General features: G+C 61.4%; 11 protein-coding genes and 1 tRNA gene. All 12 read left to right on the top strand.

The window, feature by feature from the left end; genetic code table 11:
* The first annotated feature begins 80 nt into the window (after positions 1 to 80).
* Complete coding sequence (locus BW967_RS15505; RefSeq protein WP_076485996.1) at positions 81 to 923, top strand: formate/nitrite transporter family protein; 843 nt, start codon at positions 81 to 83, stop codon at positions 921 to 923.
* 25 nt (positions 924 to 948) lie between these two features.
* The gene (locus BW967_RS15500; protein WP_076485995.1) at positions 949 to 3,588 is read left to right on the top strand and encodes a nitrate reductase; all 2,640 of its coding nucleotides are present in this window, start codon (positions 949 to 951) and stop codon (positions 3,586 to 3,588) included.
* Positions 3,585 to 4,562 carry a glycosyl transferase family protein gene (locus BW967_RS15495; RefSeq protein ID WP_076485994.1) on the top strand — a complete coding sequence of 326 codons (978 nt, stop codon included), beginning with the start codon at positions 3,585 to 3,587 and terminating at the stop codon, positions 4,560 to 4,562. Before BW967_RS15500 ends, BW967_RS15495 begins: the two co-directional genes overlap by 4 nt.
* Positions 4,563 to 4,890: 328 nt before the next feature.
* Positions 4,891 to 4,966: transfer RNA gene (locus BW967_RS15490), tRNA-Trp, on the top strand.
* A gap of 100 nt (positions 4,967 to 5,066) precedes the next feature.
* Positions 5,067 to 5,249: a preprotein translocase subunit SecE gene (secE, locus tag BW967_RS15485; protein WP_076485993.1), complete on the top strand. Its 183-nt coding sequence runs from the start codon at positions 5,067 to 5,069 to the stop codon at positions 5,247 to 5,249.
* Between the two features lie 178 nt (positions 5,250 to 5,427).
* Positions 5,428 to 5,967, top strand: a complete 540-nt coding sequence (gene nusG / locus BW967_RS15480; protein WP_076485992.1) for a transcription termination/antitermination protein NusG — start codon at positions 5,428 to 5,430, stop codon at positions 5,965 to 5,967.
* A gap of 87 nt (positions 5,968 to 6,054) precedes the next feature.
* Positions 6,055 to 6,507, top strand: a complete 453-nt coding sequence (gene rplK, locus BW967_RS15475; RefSeq protein ID WP_076485991.1) for a 50S ribosomal protein L11 — start codon at positions 6,055 to 6,057, stop codon at positions 6,505 to 6,507.
* Positions 6,508 to 6,510: 3 nt separating this feature from the next.
* Complete coding sequence (gene rplA / locus BW967_RS15470) at positions 6,511 to 7,209, top strand: 50S ribosomal protein L1 (protein WP_076485990.1); 699 nt, start codon at positions 6,511 to 6,513, stop codon at positions 7,207 to 7,209.
* A 221-nt stretch (positions 7,210 to 7,430) separates the two neighbouring features.
* Entirely contained in the window at positions 7,431 to 7,946 is a 516-nt protein-coding gene (rplJ, locus tag BW967_RS15465) for a 50S ribosomal protein L10 (protein ID WP_076485989.1), read from the top strand.
* A 68-nt stretch (positions 7,947 to 8,014) separates the two neighbouring features.
* Entirely contained in the window at positions 8,015 to 8,389 is a 375-nt protein-coding gene (rplL, locus tag BW967_RS15460; protein ID WP_076485988.1) for a 50S ribosomal protein L7/L12, read from the top strand.
* 237 nt (positions 8,390 to 8,626) lie between these two features.
* Entirely contained in the window at positions 8,627 to 12,763 is a 4,137-nt protein-coding gene (gene rpoB / locus BW967_RS15455) for a DNA-directed RNA polymerase subunit beta (RefSeq protein ID WP_076485987.1), read from the top strand.
* Positions 12,764 to 12,813: 50 nt separating this feature from the next.
* Entirely contained in the window at positions 12,814 to 17,049 is a 4,236-nt protein-coding gene (gene rpoC / locus BW967_RS15450; protein WP_076485986.1) for a DNA-directed RNA polymerase subunit beta', read from the top strand.
* The last annotated feature ends 47 nt before the right edge of the window (positions 17,050 to 17,096 follow it).

Raw genomic sequence — 17,096 nt, 5'->3', positions numbered from 1 at the left:
CGGCGCCAATGACAGCCCGATCCGGTTCCGGTCCGGGCGCTCTCCTCCTCCTCCAACAAACAGCAGGGACGTTTCCAACCATGTCTTACAACACTCCCCCGCAGTTCGCCGAGAAGATGATCGAAGCGGGCGAATCCAAGATCACCATGTCCACCAAGGACACTTTGATCCGCGCTTATATGGCGGGCGCGATCCTCGCGCTTGCGGCAGCCTTTGCGGTGACCATCGCGGTCAACACCGGCAACTTCCTTGTGGCCTCGCTGCTTTTTCCGGTGGGCTTTTGCATGCTCTACCTGCTCGGCTTTGACCTGCTGACCGGGGTCTTCACCCTTGCCCCGCTTGCGGTGATCGCGAAACGTCCGGGCATGACCTGGGGCGGCGTGCTGCGCAATTGGGGCCTTGTTTTCGTCGGTAACTTTGCGGGCGCGCTGACCGTGGCGGTGTTTATGGCGATCATTTTCACCATGGGCTTTTCCACCGAACCAAACGCCGTGGGCCAAAAAATCGGCAAGATCGGCGAGGCTCGCACGCTGGGTTATGCCGCCGCCGGTGCCTCGGGGATGTTGACGGTCTTCATCCGCGCGGTGATGTGCAACTGGATGGTCTCGACCGGGGTCGTCGCGGCGATGATGTCGAACTCTGTCTCGGGTAAGATCATGGCAATGTGGATGCCGATCCTTGTGTTCTTCTACCTCGGTTTTGAACATTCGATCGTGAACATGTTCCTGTTCCCCTCGGGCATCATGCTGGGCGGCAATTTCACTTGGGTCGACTATTTCGCCTATAACGAGATCCCGGTGGTTTTGGGCAACCTCGTGGGCGGGCTGACCTTCGTGGGAGGTATGATCTACGCCACGCACTACAAAACCTCGCCGAAGCGCCAGCCGAAGGGCATTGCCCCGGCACCGGTTGCGGCTGAGTAAATCCAACGGGGCAGGAGGACCGGAGATGACAGCGATCACTGAATCTGCGATCTGCACCACCTGCCCCTATTGCGGCGTCGGCTGTGGCGTGACGGCCCGGCCCGATGGTGCGGGCGGGCTTGAGATCAGGGGCGACAAGGCGCATCCGGCAAACGAGGGGCGGCTGTGCTCCAAGGGCTCGGCTTTGGGCGAGACGGTCGGGCTTGAAGACCGCTTGCTTGCCCCGCAGATCGGCGGGCAGGAAGCAAGCTGGGACACAGCGCTCGATCTGGTCGCAAGCAAGTTCCGCGCGGCGATTGCCGAACACGGGCCCGATGCGGTCGCTTTCTATGTCTCGGGGCAGCTCCTGACCGAGGATTACTATGTAGCCAACAAGCTGATGAAAGGCTTCATCGGCTCGGGCAATATCGACACCAATTCAAGGCTTTGCATGGCTTCTTCGGTGGCCGGCCACCGCCGCGCCTTTGGCACGGATACAGTGCCTGGGCTTTACGAAGATTTCGATCAGGCCGAGGTGATCGTGCTGGTGGGCTCCAACCTCGCCTGGTGCCATCCGGTGCTTTACCAGCGCATCGCGGCGGCGAAATCGGCGCGGCCCGATCTGCGCGTGGTGGTGGTGGACCCGCGCCGCACCGCGACGTGTGATCTGGCCGATCTGCATCTGGCGATCGCGCCGGGCGGGGATGCGGCGCTGTTCAACGGGCTTTTGGCGCAAATCGCGGCGACGGGCGCGGTAAATGCGGCCTATGTGGCCGCACATGTCACCGGTTTCCCCGAGGCGCTGGCGGCGGCGCAGGCCTCTGACCCCGCGCTGACCGGGCTCTCTGATGCCGATCTGGCGGCCTTCTACCGGCTCTGGATCGGTAGCGAAAAAGTCGTCACCGTCTATTCGCAGGGGATCAACCAATCCTCCTCGGGCACCGACAAGGTCAATGCGATCCTCAATTGCCACCTTGCGACGGGCCGGATCGGGCGCCCTGGCATGGGGCCGTTTTCGGTCACCGGCCAGCCCAATGCGATGGGCGGGCGCGAGGTGGGGGGGCTCGCCAACATGCTCGCCTGCCATCTCGATATCGAAAACGCAGATCATCGCGGCGCGGTGCAGGGGTTCTGGCAAAGCCCCGCCATGGCCCCCGGGCCGGGGCTGAAGGCGGTCGACATGTTCCGCGCCGTCGAGGCCGGGCAGATCAAGGCGCTGTGGGTGATCTGCACCAACCCCGCGGTGTCCATGCCCGAGGCCGACCGGGTCCGCGCCGCGATTGCGGGCTGTGATTTCGTCGTGGTCTCGGACCTGACCGCGCAGACCGACACCGCGCAACTGGCCGATGTGGTGCTGCCCGCCACAGGCTGGGGCGAGAAGGACGGCACGGTGACCAATTCCGAGCGCCGCATCTCGCGCCAGCGTGCGGTGCTGCCGCCCCCGGGGCAGGCGCGGCACGATTGGCAAATCCTGTGCGATTTTGCGGCGCGGATGGGCTGGGGCGCATGGTTCGACTATGCCAACCCGGCGGCGATCTTTCGCGAATATGCGGCGCTTTCGGGCGTGGCCGGGGCCTTGGGGCGCGATTTCGACATCTCCGACCTCGCGACGCTTTCCGACGCCGATTATGCGGCGCTTGCCCCCTTCACTTGGCCGCAATCGGCGCGCAAACGCGGCGGTCGGTTCTTTGCCGAGGGGCAGTTCTACACCCCCGACGCCCGCGCCCGGATGCTGCCCATCGTGCCGCGCCTGCCGCAAAGCGCGCTCAGCCCCGATACGCCGTTCCGTCTCAATACCGGGCGGGTGCGCGACCATTGGCACACGATGACCCGCACCGTGAAATCGGCCCGGCTCAGCCAGCATATGGGCGAGCCCTATCTTGAGATTCACCCCCGCGATGCCGCGCGTCTGGGGCTGGGACCGGCGGTGCTGGCCGAGGTCTCGAACACGCATGGAACCGCCCTGCTGCGGGTGCTGGAAAGCGCGCGGGTGCCGCAAGGAAGCGTCTTCGCGCCGATGCATTGGACCGCGCAAACCGCCTCGGCGGGCCGGGTGGATGCGTTGGTGCCCGCCACGGTGGACCCGGTCTCGGGCCAGCCCGAAAGCAAGGCGGCCACGGTGCGGATCGCCCCCTTCAAGGCGGCGTGGTATGGCTTTGCGGTCTCGGTTCAGGATGTGACGCCGCGCTGCGACTATTGGGCGAAGGCGCGCAGCAAGGCGGGCTGGCGCATCGAACTTGCGGGGCGCGACAGGCCCGAGGATTGGGAAGCCTTCGCGCTTGACCTGTTTGGCCGGGCCGAGGCACAAGCGATCACAATGATCGACCAAGCGCGCGGCCTAGCGCGGGTGGCGCTTTTGCAAGAGGGGCGTGTGGTGGCGGCACTTTTCGTGGCACCCGAGCCGGTTGCGGTGTCGCGCGGCCATGTCGCGGCGCTTCTGGGCGCGCCGGACCAGCCCGCGCTGCTTGCCGGTCGCGCGGGGGCCGACCGGCCCGACCCGGGCGCCACGATCTGCGCCTGTTTCGATGTCGGCGTGAACACGGTTTTGGCGGCGATTGCCAATCAGGGGCTGGCTTCGGTGGAGGCGATTGGCGTGGCGCTGCGCGCGGGCACCAATTGCGGCTCCTGCCGCCCCGAACTCGCCGCCCTTCTGGCGCAGGCCCGCAGCGCCGAGGCCGCCGCATGAGCCTTGCGCCGTACATCCATGCGCTTGGGCGCGGGCCGGGGCGGTCGCGCGCCCTCACCCAAGACGAAGCGCGCGATGCGATGGCGCAAATTTTGGCGGGCACCGCCGCGCCAGAGGCGGTGGGCGCGCTGTTGATGCTGATGCGCTACCGTGGCGAGACGGCCCCCGAAATCGCAGGCTTTGTCGAGGCCCTGCGCGCGACCCTGCCCGCTTGGCCGGGCCCGCGCCCCGTGCTTGACTGGCCAAGCTATGCCGCCGGTCGCTCGCGCGGATTGCCTTGGTTCTTGCTGTCCGCCCGGCTGGTGGCGCGGGCAGGCCTTCCGGTTTTGCTGCATGGTTGGAACGGGCCGCAGGCGCCCCATGCCTCGATCCGCGCCGCGCTGCCCGCCGCAGGCATCGCCGAAGCCAAAGATATGGAAGATGCCGCGCGGCTTCTAACGCGTGATGGGATCGCCTATTTGCCGCTTGAGGCTTTCGCCCCGCGCGCTTTAGAAATTTTGCGGCTGCGCGAGATTTTGGGCCTGCGCTCGGCGATCAACACCGTGCTGCGGGTAATGAACCCGGCGGGGGCGCCCGCCGCAGTGCAGGGCGTTTTCCATCCCCCCTATCGGGAGCTTCAGGCCGATGCCTGCGCGCTTTTGGGGCAAGAAAGCGTCACCGTGATCAAGGGCGGCGGAGGTGAGTTCGAACGCCACCCGTCGAAAAGCATCGCGCTGTTCGGGCTGCGCGCAGGGGCTAACTGGACCGGGGAGGCACCGGCCTTGTGCGAAGAGACCCGCCGTCTGGCTGAACTGCCGGAGGCGGAGCCGGGTGGGGCGACCGATTTCGCAAAGCTTTGGTCCGGTGCGCACGAAGACCCGTTTGCGCAGGCCATCGTGCTGGGCACAGCCGAACTTGCGCTGCAAACCTGCGGCTTTGCGGAGGCGGGCGGTATCGCACAAAGCCTGTGGGATAGCCGCGCCGATCCAATGTGAGATTCCTTTGCAGGGCTATTTGCGGTTTGATGTTGATCTGAGTGAAATCCCCGGAAGCCGACCCGCATCCAGCGCTGGGCCAAAGTTTTCGCGTGGCTCAAAAAATGACGTCAGAAAGAGTTTTTCTTTCCACCGCGAAATCCCCGCTCACCTAGACTGGGCTGCTGTCTGCGAAAGCTGCGTAAGCTTAGCTGAAAAGCGCGCAGCATACCTTTTCCAGATTTGTCGATGTGGCGGCATTTGAGCACGTTGTGCCCTGAGATGCAGTTGCGACGCAAAACGCTCTTGATTTCCCCCGCCGCCTGCCTTAGCACCCGCAACACGGCCTAGGGGTATAGCTCAGTTGGTAGAGCATCGGTCTCCAAAACCGAGGGTCGCGGGTTCGAGCCCTGCTGCCCCTGCCAGCCGTTTTCCGCAAAGTTTCGTATCGGTTGCGTGCACGCCGGCGCTTGAAATTGGTGTCGCTTGCGCGTATCTCGACGCGGTCGCAAGGAAGGAAGCATCATGGCGAACCCGATCCAGTTCATGCAGCAGGTCCGCTCGGAAGTGGGCAAGATCAGCTGGCCGTCGCGCCGTGAGGTGCTTTTGACCACGGCGATGGTCTTTGTGCTGGCGGCGCTGACCGCGCTGTTCTTCTCGCTCGTGGACTGGGCGATCCGTTTTGGCGTTGGCCAAATTCTGGGCTGAAAACCCGGCGAAGGCCTTGAAAAGCAGCCTTTTGGCGGCTAAAGGGGCTCCAGACTTCGGAACCGGCGTGCATCGATTCGCAAGATGCGCGCCGTCTTGTTTTCCGAGAAGAGCGGTCAAACCGTTGTAATGGCAGGATTTTCGGCGCGTTGCGCTGGGCGAAAGAGGCAGGCTGGGCATGGCGAAGCGTTGGTATTCGGTTTCCGTACTCTCGAACTTCGAGAAGAAGGTCGCCGAACAAATCCGTCAGGCCGTGATCGACAAAGGCCTTGAGGATGAAATTGAAGAGGTTCTCGTTCCCACCGAAGAGGTGATCGAGATTCGTCGTGGCAAGAAAGTCACCTCGGAGCGCCGCTTCATGCCGGGCTATGTGCTCGTGCGGATGGATATGAGTGATCGTGGCTACCACGCGATCACGTCGATCAACCGGGTGACCGGTTTCCTCGGGCCGCAAGGCAAGCCGACGCCGATGCGCGACGCCGAGGTGAACCAGATCCTGAACCGCGAAGGCCCGACGGGCGAGGTTGCCGCGCCGCGCAACCTGATCCGCTTCGATGTGGGCGAGAGCGTGTCGGTGACCGATGGCCCGTTCGAGGGCTTCTCGGGCATGGTCGAGGAAGTGGACGATGTCGCGGGTCGCCTGAAGGTGACCGTGTCGATCTTTGGTCGTCCGACGCCGGTGGAATTGGAATTCACGCAGGTGGCGAAAACCGCCTGACGTGCATCGTGGGAGGCGCGGGGTAACCCAGACCGGACCACTAAACTTCGCCTCATGGTGGGGCGGCAGTGAAAAGGAGAGGGCCACATGGCCAAGAAAGTTATCGGGCAGCTGAAGCTGCAAATTAAAGCGGGGGCGGCCAACCCGTCGCCGCCGGTCGGTCCGGCGCTGGGTCAGCGCGGGATCAACATTATGGAATTCTGCAAGGCGTTCAACGCCCGCACGCAAGAAATGGAACAAGGTTCGCCGGTTCCCTGCGTGATCACCTACTACGCCGACAAATCGTTCACCTTTGAAACGAAAACGTCGCCCGCGTCCTACATGCTGAAAAAGGCCGCTGGCCTGAAGCCGGTGGGCAAGCGTAACCGCCCGAAAGGGTCGGAAAAGCCGGGCCGCGAAACGGTTGGTACCGTGACCGCCGCGCAAGTGCGCGAAATCGCTCAGGCGAAGATGAAAGATCTCAACGCCAACGATATCGACGGCGCGATGAAAATCATCCTCGGCTCTGCGAAGTCGATCGGTCTGGACGTGAAAGGGTAAGCAATGGCCAAGCTCGGTAAACGTTCGGTCGCTGCGCGCGCCGCTTTCGAAGGCAAAGACAACCTCTCGGTTGAAGAAGCCGTCAAACTGATCAAATCCGCTGCCTCGGCGAAATTCGACGAGACGCTGGAAATCGCGATGAACCTCGGCGTTGACCCGCGCCACGCTGACCAAATGGTCCGCGGTGTTGTCCGTCTGCCCAACGGCACCGGCAAAACCGTGCGCGTGGCCGTGTTCGCCCGTGGCGCGAAAGCTGATGAAGCCAAAGAAGCCGGGGCCGATATCGTTGGCGCCGAAGACCTGATGGAAACGATCCAAAGCGGCAAGATCGAGTTCGATCGCTGCATTGCGACCCCGGACATGATGCCGATCGTCGGCCGTCTGGGCAAAATCCTCGGGCCGCGCAACCTGATGCCGAACCCGAAAGTCGGCACCGTGACGATGGACGTGAAAGCGGCTGTCGAAGCGGCGAAAGGCGGCGAAGTTCAGTTTAAAGTCGAAAAAGCTGGCGTGATCCACGGCGGCATCGGCAAAGTCTCGTTCACCGAAGACAAGCTGGCTGAAAACGTGCGCGCTTTCGTGGATGCCGTGACCAAGGCGAAACCCGCCGGCGCCAAAGGCACCTATGTGAAAAAAGTGTCGCTGTCCTCGACGATGGGCCCGGGCGTTTCGCTCGACCTCGCGACGACTGCCGCGCAATAAGAATTTGCCGGGAAACCGGCGAATGACGGGGCGGTCAAACGCCCCGTCCTGTCCGAGACGGAGGGTGCCGGGTTCCGGCTTAATTTCCTTCCTGAGATGGGGAACGAGAATTACCGGGGTACTGCCTCGGGCGATCTCGGGAACCGATCGGACCCGACCTGCGGGCATGCGCCCGTGGGAAACGAGAGCCGGGGGGAAACCCCCACACTTGGAGTGTAACCGTGGATAGAGCCCAAAAAGAGAAAGTGGTCGAGGAACTCGGCCAAATCTTCGAAAGCTCTGGCGTCGTGGTGGTTGCCCACTACGAAGGCATGACGGTTGCTCAGATGCAGGACCTGCGCGCGAAAATGCGTGAAGTTGGTGGGTCCGTCCGCGTTGCCAAGAACACGCTCACCAAGATCGCCCTTGAAGGCAAGCCCTGCGCCAGCATGGCTGAACTTCTGTCGGGTATGACCGTTCTCGCCTATTCCGAAGACCCGGTCGCTGCGGCCAAGGTCGCGGACGCCTATGCCAAGACGAACGACAAGTTCGCTATTCTTGGCGGGTCGATGGGCGGGGAGGCTCTGGATCCGGCCGGTGTCAAAGCCGTCGCCTCTATGCCGTCGCGTGAAGAGCTTATCGCTCAAATCGTGTCGTGCATCGGTGCGCCTGCTTCGAACATCGCCGGCGCCATTGGTGCGCCTGCTTCCAACATCGCGAGCATCCTCAAAACTCTTGAGGAGCGGGAAGCCGCCTGAAGCAACAAATTGCCTTCGTCGGAAAGCACCGACGTCGGATCAACCCTATATCAGAATGGAACGGAAAAATGGCCGATCTGAAAGCCCTCGCCGAGCAAATCGTCAACCTGACGCTGCTTGAAGCCCAAGAACTGAAAACCATCCTCAAAGACGAGTACGGCATTGAGCCGGCCGCTGGTGGCGCTGTCATGATGGCCGCCGCCCCGGGCGCCGCTGCTGAAGCCGCCGAAGAGAAAACCGAATTCGACGTCGTTCTCGTCGAAGCCGGCGCGAACAAAATCAACGTGATTAAAGAAGTTCGCGGCATCACCGGTCTTGGCCTGAAAGAAGCCAAAGAGCTGGTCGAAGCTGGTGGCAAAGTGAAAGAAGGCGCGGCGAAAGCCGAAGCCGAAGAAATCAAAACGAAGCTCGAAGCGGCTGGCGCCAAGGTCGAGCTCAAATAATCGAGCAGGATGCGTTCGCATCCTCTTTAAAAAATTGGCTGGGTTCGGGGCTTTCCCGAGCCCAGCTGCTCCTGTCTCGGTAAGGGCTTTGACAAGAAGCCTTTTCCAAGGCAGGGTCGGTTCGGGAGCCTTCCGGTGGGACGGAAGGCAGGTATGGAACCTGACCCCCCATTCGCCTGCAACGTGTATCGGGCCCCGACGATACACGCTTGCTACAGACGAAAGGTCACGACGAGCATGGCTCAAGCTTACGTTGGTCAAAAACGCATCCGCCGCTACTACGGCAAAATCCGTGAAGTTCTGGAGATGCCCAACCTCATCGAGGTGCAGAAGGCCTCCTATGACCTGTTCCTGCGTTCGGGCGATGCGCCCAAGCCGCTGGATGGCGAAGGCATTCAAGGCGTTTTCCAATCGGTCTTCCCGATCAAAGACTTTAACGACAATGCAATTCTCGAATTCGTGAAATACGAACTCGAACGTCCGAAATATGACGTCGACGAATGCATGAGCCGCGATCTGACCTTCTCGGCGCCGCTCAAGGTGACGCTGCGCCTGATCGTGTTTGATGTTGACGAAACCACCGGGGCGCGGTCGGTCAAAGACATCAAAGAACAAGACGTGTTCATGGGTGACATGCCGCTGATGACGCCCAATGGGACGTTCATCGTCAACGGGACCGAGCGGGTCATCGTTTCCCAGATGCACCGTTCGCCGGGCGTGTTCTTCGACCACGACCGTGGCAAAACCCACTCCTCGGGCAAACTGCTGTTTGCTTGCCGGATCATTCCTTACCGTGGCTCGTGGCTCGACTTTGAATTCGACGCCAAAGACCTCGTGTTCGCGCGCATCGACCGTCGCCGCAAACTGCCGGTGACCACGCTGCTTTATGCGCTGGGTCTCGACCAAGAAGGCATCATGGATGCCTATTACTCGACCGTGAACTTCCGCGCCGAGGGCAAACGCGGCTGGGTCACCAAATTCTTCCCCGAGCGCGTGCGCGGCACCCGCCCGGCCTATGACCTGATCGACGCCGCTTCCGGCGAAGTGATCTTGCAAGCGGGCGAAAAAGCCACGCCGCGTATGGTCAAAAAATGGATCGACGATGCGGCGATCACCGAAGTTCTGGTGCCCTTCGACCACATCCTTGGCCGCTACTGCGCCAAAGACATCATCAACGAAGACACCGGCTACATCTACATCGAAGCCGGCGACGAGCTGACTGCGGAATACGACCGCGACGGCCAGTTGGTGGGTGGCTCGATCAAGACGCTGCTCGACAATGGCATCACCGATGTTCCGGTGCTCGATATCGACAACGTCAATGTCGGCCCCTACATGCGCAACACCATGGCCGCGGACAAGAACATGAACCGTGATCAGGCGCTGATGGACATCTATCGCGTCATGCGTCCGGGTGAACCGCCGACCGTCGAAGCTGCCTCGAGCATGTTCGACACGCTGTTCTTCGATAGCGAGCGTTACGACCTGAGCGCCGTGGGCCGCGTGAAAATGAACATGCGCCTTGATTTGGATGCGCCCGATACTCAGCGCACCCTGCGCCGCGAAGACATCATCGCCTGCATCAAAGGCTTGGTGGAACTGCGCGATGGCAAGGGTGAAATCGACGATATCGACCACCTCGGCAACCGCCGGGTGCGTTCGGTCGGCGAGCTGATGGAAAACCAATATCGCGTCGGCCTGCTGCGCATGGAACGCGCGATCAAAGAGCGCATGTCCTCGGTCGAAATCGACACGGTCATGCCGCAAGACCTGATCAACGCGAAACCGGCTGCGGCCGCGGTGCGTGAATTCTTCGGCTCTTCGCAGCTGTCGCAGTTCATGGACCAAACCAACCCGCTTTCGGAAGTCACGCACAAGCGTCGTCTTTCGGCGCTCGGGCCGGGCGGTCTGACCCGCGAACGTGCAGGCTTTGAGGTCCGCGACGTTCACCCGACCCACTACGGTCGGATGTGCCCGATTGAAACGCCGGAAGGTCAGAACATTGGTCTGATCAACTCGCTCGCCACTTTCGCGCGGGTGAACAAATACGGCTTCATCGAAACCCCCTATCGCCGTGTGGAAGATGGGCAGGTGACGGACGACGTGATCTACATGTCGGCCACCGAAGAGATGCGCCACACCATCGCGCAGGCGAACGCCACGCTCGATGAAGATGGCCGCTTTGTGAATGACCTCGTCTCGACGCGTCAGGCGGGTGAATTCATGCTCAACCCGGTCGAGGCCGTGGACCTGATCGACGTGTCGCCGAAACAGCTCGTGTCGGTCGCTGCGGCGCTCATTCCCTTCCTTGAAAACGACGACGCCAACCGCGCGCTGATGGGCTCGAACATGCAACGGCAGGCCGTGCCGCTGCTGCGCAACGAAGCCCCCTTCGTCGGCACCGGCATGGAAGCCACTGTGGCGCGCGACTCGGGTGCTGCGATCATGGCGCGCCGTGGTGGTGTGGTGGATCAGGTCGATGCGCAGCGGATCGTTATCCGCGCCAACGAAGATCTGGGCATGGGCGATGCGGGCGTGGACATCTACCGTCTGCGCAAGTTCAAACGCTCGAACCAATCTTCGACGATCAACCAACGTCCGATCGTGAAAGTGGGCGACATCGTCACCAAGGGCCAAGTTGTGGCTGACGGTCCCTCGACCGATCAGGGCGAATTGGCGCTGGGTCGCAACGTGGTCGTCGCCTTCATGCCGTGGAACGGCTACAACTACGAAGACTCGATCCTGATTTCGGAACGCATCCACCGCGATGACGTGTTCACCTCGATCCACATCGAGGAATACGAAGTGGCGGCGCGCGATACGAAGCTTGGGCCGGAAGAGATCACCCGCGATATCCCGAACGTCGGTGAGGAAGCTTTGCGCAACCTCGACGAGGCGGGGATTGTCTACATCGGCGCCGAAGTGGGCCCGGGCGACATTCTCGTGGGCAAAATCACCCCCAAAGGCGAAAGCCCGATGACGCCGGAAGAAAAACTTCTGCGCGCCATCTTCGGTGAAAAAGCCTCGGACGTGCGCGACACCTCGCTGCGCCTGCCGCCGGGGGCCTACGGCACGATCGTGGAAGTGCGGGTCTTCAACCGCCACGGCGTTGATAAAGACGAACGCGCGCTGCAAATCGAGCGTGAAGAAGTCGAACGTCTGGCCCGCGACCGTGACGACGAAATGGCGATCTTGGAGCGCAACATCTACGCGCGTCTGAAAACGCTGATCCTCGGCAAAGTCGCCGTGAAAGGCCCGAAAGGCATCAAAGCCGGTTCGGAAATCACGGAAGATCTGCTGGGCACGCTGAGCCGTGGCCAATGGTGGCAGCTTGCCCTTGAAAACGAAGCCGATGCCAAGGAAGTGGAAGCGCTGAACGATCAGTTCGACGCGCAGAAACGTGCCCTTGAGCACCGCTTCGAAGACAAGGTCGAGAAAGTCCGCCAAGGCGACGATCTGCCTCCTGGCGTGATGAAGATGGTCAAAGTCTTCGTTGCTGTGAAGCGCAAGCTGCAAGCGGGCGATAAGATGGCCGGTCGTCACGGCAACAAAGGTGTTGTGTCGAAAGTCGTGCCGATGGAAGACATGCCCTTCCTCGCCGATGGCACCCCGGTTGACCTCGTGCTGAACCCGCTCGGCGTGCCGTCGCGGATGAACGTCGGACAGATCCTTGAAACCCACATGGGTTGGGCCTCGCGCGGTCTGGGCATCCAGATCGACGAAGCGATCAAGGAATATAAGCGCTCTGGCGATCTGACCCCGGTGCGTGACGCGATGCGCCATGGCTATGGTGACGAGACCTACGAAGCGGCCTTCTCTGAAATGGAAGAAGAGCGGTTCGTGGAATGTGCCGAGCATGTCCGCAACGGCGTGCCGATTGCCACGCCGGTCTTTGACGGCGCGAAAGAGGCTGATGTGAACGATGCGCTGATTCGCGCGGGCTTCGACAAATCGGGCCAATCGCGTGTGTTCGACGGCCGTACCGGCGAAATGTTCGCGCGCCCGGTCACGGTTGGGGTGAAATACTTCCTCAAGCTGCACCACCTTGTTGACGACAAGATGCACGCCCGTTCGACCGGCCCGTACTCGCTCGTCACCCAGCAGCCGCTTGGTGGTAAGGCGCAGTTCGGTGGTCAGCGTCTCGGGGAGATGGAGGTCTGGGCTCTGGAAGCTTACGGCGCCGCATATACCCTGCAAGAGATGCTCACCGTGAAGTCGGACGACGTGGCTGGCCGGACCAAGGTCTACGAAAGCATCGTCAAGGGCGAGGACAACTTCGAAGCCGGTGTGCCGGAATCGTTCAACGTTCTCGTCAAGGAAGTGCGTGGCCTCGGCCTCAACATGGAACTCCTGGATTCGGAGGAAGACGAGTGAGGGCGGTCGCGCCCTCCTCCCCTTTCCCGACCCATTCAAGGACATAACCGATGAACCAGGAACTCACCCAAAACCCGTTCAACCCGCTGGCCGCGCCGAAGGCTTTTGACGAGATCAAGATCTCGCTGGCTTCGCCCGAGCGGATCCTGTCGTGGTCCTATGGCGAGATCAAGAAGCCCGAAACGATCAACTACCGCACGTTCAAACCCGAGCGTGACGGTCTGTTCTGTGCGCGGATTTTTGGCCCGATCAAAGACTACGAATGCCTGTGCGGCAAATATAAGCGGATGAAATATCGCGGCGTTGTCTGCGAAAAATGCGGTGTGGAAGTCACGCTGCAAAAAGTCCGCCGCGAGCGTATGGGCCACATCGAACTGGCCTCGCCTGTTGCGCATATTTGGTTCTTGAAATCGCTTCCGAGCCGCATCGGTCTGATGCTCGACATCACGCTGCGCGACCTCGAACGCATTCTGTATTTCGAGAATTACGTCGTGATCGAACCCGGTCTGACCGAGCTGTCCTACGGCCAGCTTCTGACCGAGGACGAGTATCTGGACGCGCAAGACCAGTATGGTGCCGACGCTTTCACCGCCAACATCGGCGCAGAAGCGATCCGCGACATGCTCGCCGCGATCGACCTTGAGGCGACCGCCGAGCAACTGCGCGAAGAGCTGAAAGAAGCCACGGGCGAGCTGAAGCCGAAGAAGATCATCAAACGCTTGAAGATCGTCGAAAGCTTCATCGAGTCGAAAAACCGCCCCGAGTGGATGATCCTCACGGTGCTTCCGGTGATCCCGCCGGAACTGCGCCCGCTGGTGCCGCTTGACGGTGGCCGCTTCGCGACGTCCGACCTCAACGACCTCTATCGTCGTGTGATCAACCGGAACAACCGTCTCAAGCGCCTGATCGAACTGCGTGCGCCCGATATCATCGTGCGGAACGAAAAGCGGATGCTGCAAGAAGCGGTTGACGCGCTGTTCGACAACGGCCGTCGTGGCCGCGTGATCACGGGCACCAACAAGCGCCCGCTGAAATCGCTCTCCGACATGCTGAAAGGGAAGCAAGGCCGCTTCCGTCAGAACCTTCTCGGTAAACGCGTCGACTTCTCGGGCCGTTCGGTTATCGTGACCGGGCCGGAACTCAAGCTGCACCAGTGCGGCTTGCCCAAGAAGATGGCGCTCGAACTCTTCAAGCCCTTCATCTACTCGCGCCTTGAAGCCAAGGGCCTGTCGAGCACGGTGAAACAGGCGAAGAAACTGGTCGAGAAAGAGCGTCCCGAGGTTTGGGATATTCTGGACGAGGTGATCCGCGAACACCCGGTGTTGCTGAACCGCGCACCGACGCTGCACCGTCTGGGCATCCAAGCCTTCGAGCCGCAACTGATCGAAGGTAAAGCGATCCAGCTGCACCCGCTCGTTTGCTCGGCGTTTAACGCTGACTTCGACGGTGACCAGATGGCCGTTCACGTGCCGCTTTCGCTGGAAGCCCAGCTGGAAGCCCGCGTGCTGATGATGTCGACGAACAACGTTCTGTCGCCCGCCAACGGCGCGCCGATCATCGTTCCGTCGCAAGACATGGTGCTTGGTCTTTACTACACGACCATGGAACGGGCCGGGATGCCGGGCGAAGGCATGGTGTTCTCCTCGGTTGAGGAAGTCGAACACGCGCTGAACTCGGGCACCGTGCACCTGCACGCCAAAGTCAAAGCCCGCGTCAAGCAAATCGACGAAGAGGGCAACGAGGTCTGGAAACGGTATGACACCACCCCGGGCCGCGTGCGTCTTGGCGCGCTTTTGCCACTCAACACCAAAGCGCCCTATGACCTTGTGAACCGCCCGCTGCGGAAGAAAGACGTGCAAAACGTCATCGACACCGTCTACCGCTACTGCGGTCAGAAAGAGTCGGTGATCTTCTGTGACCAAATCATGGGTCTTGGGTTCCGCGAAGCGTTTAAGGCCGGTATCTCGTTCGGTAAGGACGACATGCTGATCCCGGAACGCAAATGGGAAATCGTCGATGGCGTGCGCGAGCAGGTCAAAGAGTTCGAACAGCAGTACATGGACGGTCTGATCACCCAAGGTGAGAAGTACAACAAAGTCGTCGATGCTTGGTCGAAATGCTCGGATGCCGTTGCGGCCGAGATGATGAAGGAGATTTCTGCGGTTCGCGTCGATGATGCGGGCATGGAGAAAGAGCCGAACTCGGTCTACATGATGTCCCACTCCGGGGCGCGGGGTTCGCCGGCGCAGATGAAACAGCTTGGCGGGATGCGCGGCCTGATGGCCAAACCGTCGGGCGAGATCATCGAAACGCCGATCATCTCGAACTTTAAAGAAGGCCTGACCGTGCTCGAGTACTTCAACTCGACCCACGGCGCCCGTAAGGGTCTGGCCGACACTGCGCTTAAAACGGCGAACTCGGGGTATCTGACCCGTCGTCTGGTCGACGTTGCCCAAGATTGCATCGTGCGCTCGCATGACTGCGGCACCGAGCGTGCCATCACGGCTTCGGCCGCGGTGAACGACGGTGAAGTGGTCGCGCCGCTTTCGGAACGCGTTCTGGGCCGGGTTGCGGCCGATGACGTGATGGTTCCGGGCACCGATGAGGTGCTGGTGCGCAAAAACGAGCTGATCGACGAGCGTAAAGCCGACCTGATCGAGCAAAATGCGATCCAATCGATCCGCATCCGCTCGGCGCTGACCTGTGAGGCCGAAGAGGGCGTTTGCGCGCTTTGCTACGGTCGTGACCTTGCCCGCGGTACGCTGGTGAACCAAGGCGAAGCTGTGGGTATCATCGCGGCGCAGTCGATTGGGGAACCCGGCACGCAGCTGACGATGCGGACCTTCCACATCGGCGGTATTGCGCAAGGTGGCCAGCAGTCGTTCCTTGAGGCCTCGCATGAAGGCGCCATCGAGTTCCGCAACGCCAATATCCTCGTGAACGAGGCGGGCGAGCAGATCGTGATGGGCCGTAACATGCAGATCGCGATCATGTCCGATCAGGGCGAGGAACGCGCCAGCCACAAGCTGGGCTACGGCACCAAGCTCTTCGTCAAGGAAGGCCAAGCGGTCAAACGCGGCGAAAAGCTGTTCGAATGGGACCCCTATACCCTGCCGATCATCGCGGAAAAATCGGGTGTGGCGAAATTCGTCGACCTCGTTTCGGGCATTTCGGTGCGCGACGAGACCGACGATGCCACCGGTATGACGCAGAAGATCGTGACCGATTGGCGCTCGGCGCCGAAAGGCAACGACCTGAAGCCCGAGATCATCATCGTCAATGCCGATGGTGAGCCGGTCCGCAACGATGCAGGCAACCCGGTGACCTATCCGATGTCGGTGGACGCCATTCTCTCGATCGAAGAGGGACAAGAGGTGAAGGCCGGTGACGTGGTTGCGCGTATCCCGCGCGAAGGTGCGAAGACCAAAGACATCACCGGGGGTCTTCCCCGCGTGGCGGAACTGTTCGAAGCCCGTCGTCCGAAAGATCACGCGATCATCGCCGAACTTGATGGCTATGTGCGCTTTGGTAAAGACTATAAGAACAAGCGCCGCATCGCGATCGAACCCGCGCAAGAGGGTCTCGAGCCGGTCGAATACATGGTGCCGAAAGGTAAGCACATCCCGGTGCAAGAGGGCGACTTCGTGCAGAAGGGTGACTACATCATGGATGGCAACCCGGCCCCGCATGACATTCTGCGTATCATGGGGATCGAGGCGCTGGCCGAATATCTGATCGACGAAGTGCAAGACGTGTATCGTCTGCAAGGCGTGAAGATCAACGACAAGCACATCGAGGTGATCGTGCGGCAAATGCTGCAAAAGATCGAAATCCTCGACAGCGGCGATACCACGCTGCTGAAAGGCGAGCATATCGACAAGTCGGAGTTCGACGAAGAGAACGCCAAAGTCGAAGCGCGTGGTGGCCGTGCCGCTACGGGCGAGCCGGTGCTGCTCGGGATCACCAAAGCCTCGTTGCAAACGCGGTCCTTCATCTCGGCGGCGTCGTTCCAAGAAACGACGCGCGTGCTCACCGAGGCTTCGGTGCAAGGCAAACGCGATAAGCTTGTCGGCCTGAAGGAAAACGTCATCGTCGGCCGTCTGATCCCGGCGGGTACGGGTGGGGCCACCACCAAGGTCCGCAAGATCGCTGCCGAACGCGACCACACGGTGATCGAGGCGCGTCGCGCCGAGGCTGCCGAGGCCGCCGCGCTCGCCGCGCCGATCGACACCGCCTACGAAGAGGCCGATTTCGGCCCGGTGGAAACGCCCGAAAGCCGCGATTGATCGGCTGACGCGTTTAGAAACAGGCCCCCGCGCAATGCCCTTGCGCG

Origin of the sequence: Rhodobacter aestuarii (assembly GCF_900156655.1) — a bacterium.
Classification (GTDB): Bacteria; Pseudomonadota; Alphaproteobacteria; order Rhodobacterales; family Rhodobacteraceae; genus Rhodobacter; species Rhodobacter aestuarii.
The sequence above is the reverse complement of the archived record's forward strand: the minus strand, read 5'-3'. Positions and strand labels throughout refer to the sequence as shown.

Bases quoted from the DNA above. Each gene is read 5' to 3' on its own strand.
- BW967_RS15505 (WP_076485996.1), top strand. From the start codon at position 81: ATGTCTTACAACACTCCCCCGCAGTTCGCCGAGAAGATGATCGAAGCG.
- BW967_RS15500 (WP_076485995.1), top strand. From the start codon at position 949: ATGACAGCGATCACTGAATCTGCGATCTGCACCACCTGCCCCTATTGC.
- BW967_RS15495 (WP_076485994.1), top strand. From the start codon at position 3,585: ATGAGCCTTGCGCCGTACATCCATGCGCTTGGGCGCGGGCCGGGGCGG.
- secE (WP_076485993.1), top strand. From the start codon at position 5,067: ATGGCGAACCCGATCCAGTTCATGCAGCAGGTCCGCTCGGAAGTGGGC.
- nusG (WP_076485992.1), top strand. From the start codon at position 5,428: ATGGCGAAGCGTTGGTATTCGGTTTCCGTACTCTCGAACTTCGAGAAG.
- rplK (WP_076485991.1), top strand. From the start codon at position 6,055: ATGGCCAAGAAAGTTATCGGGCAGCTGAAGCTGCAAATTAAAGCGGGG.
- rplA (WP_076485990.1), top strand. From the start codon at position 6,511: ATGGCCAAGCTCGGTAAACGTTCGGTCGCTGCGCGCGCCGCTTTCGAA.
- rplL (WP_076485988.1), top strand. From the start codon at position 8,015: ATGGCCGATCTGAAAGCCCTCGCCGAGCAAATCGTCAACCTGACGCTG.
- rpoB (WP_076485987.1), top strand. From the start codon at position 8,627: ATGGCTCAAGCTTACGTTGGTCAAAAACGCATCCGCCGCTACTACGGC.
- rpoC (WP_076485986.1), top strand. From the start codon at position 12,814: ATGAACCAGGAACTCACCCAAAACCCGTTCAACCCGCTGGCCGCGCCG.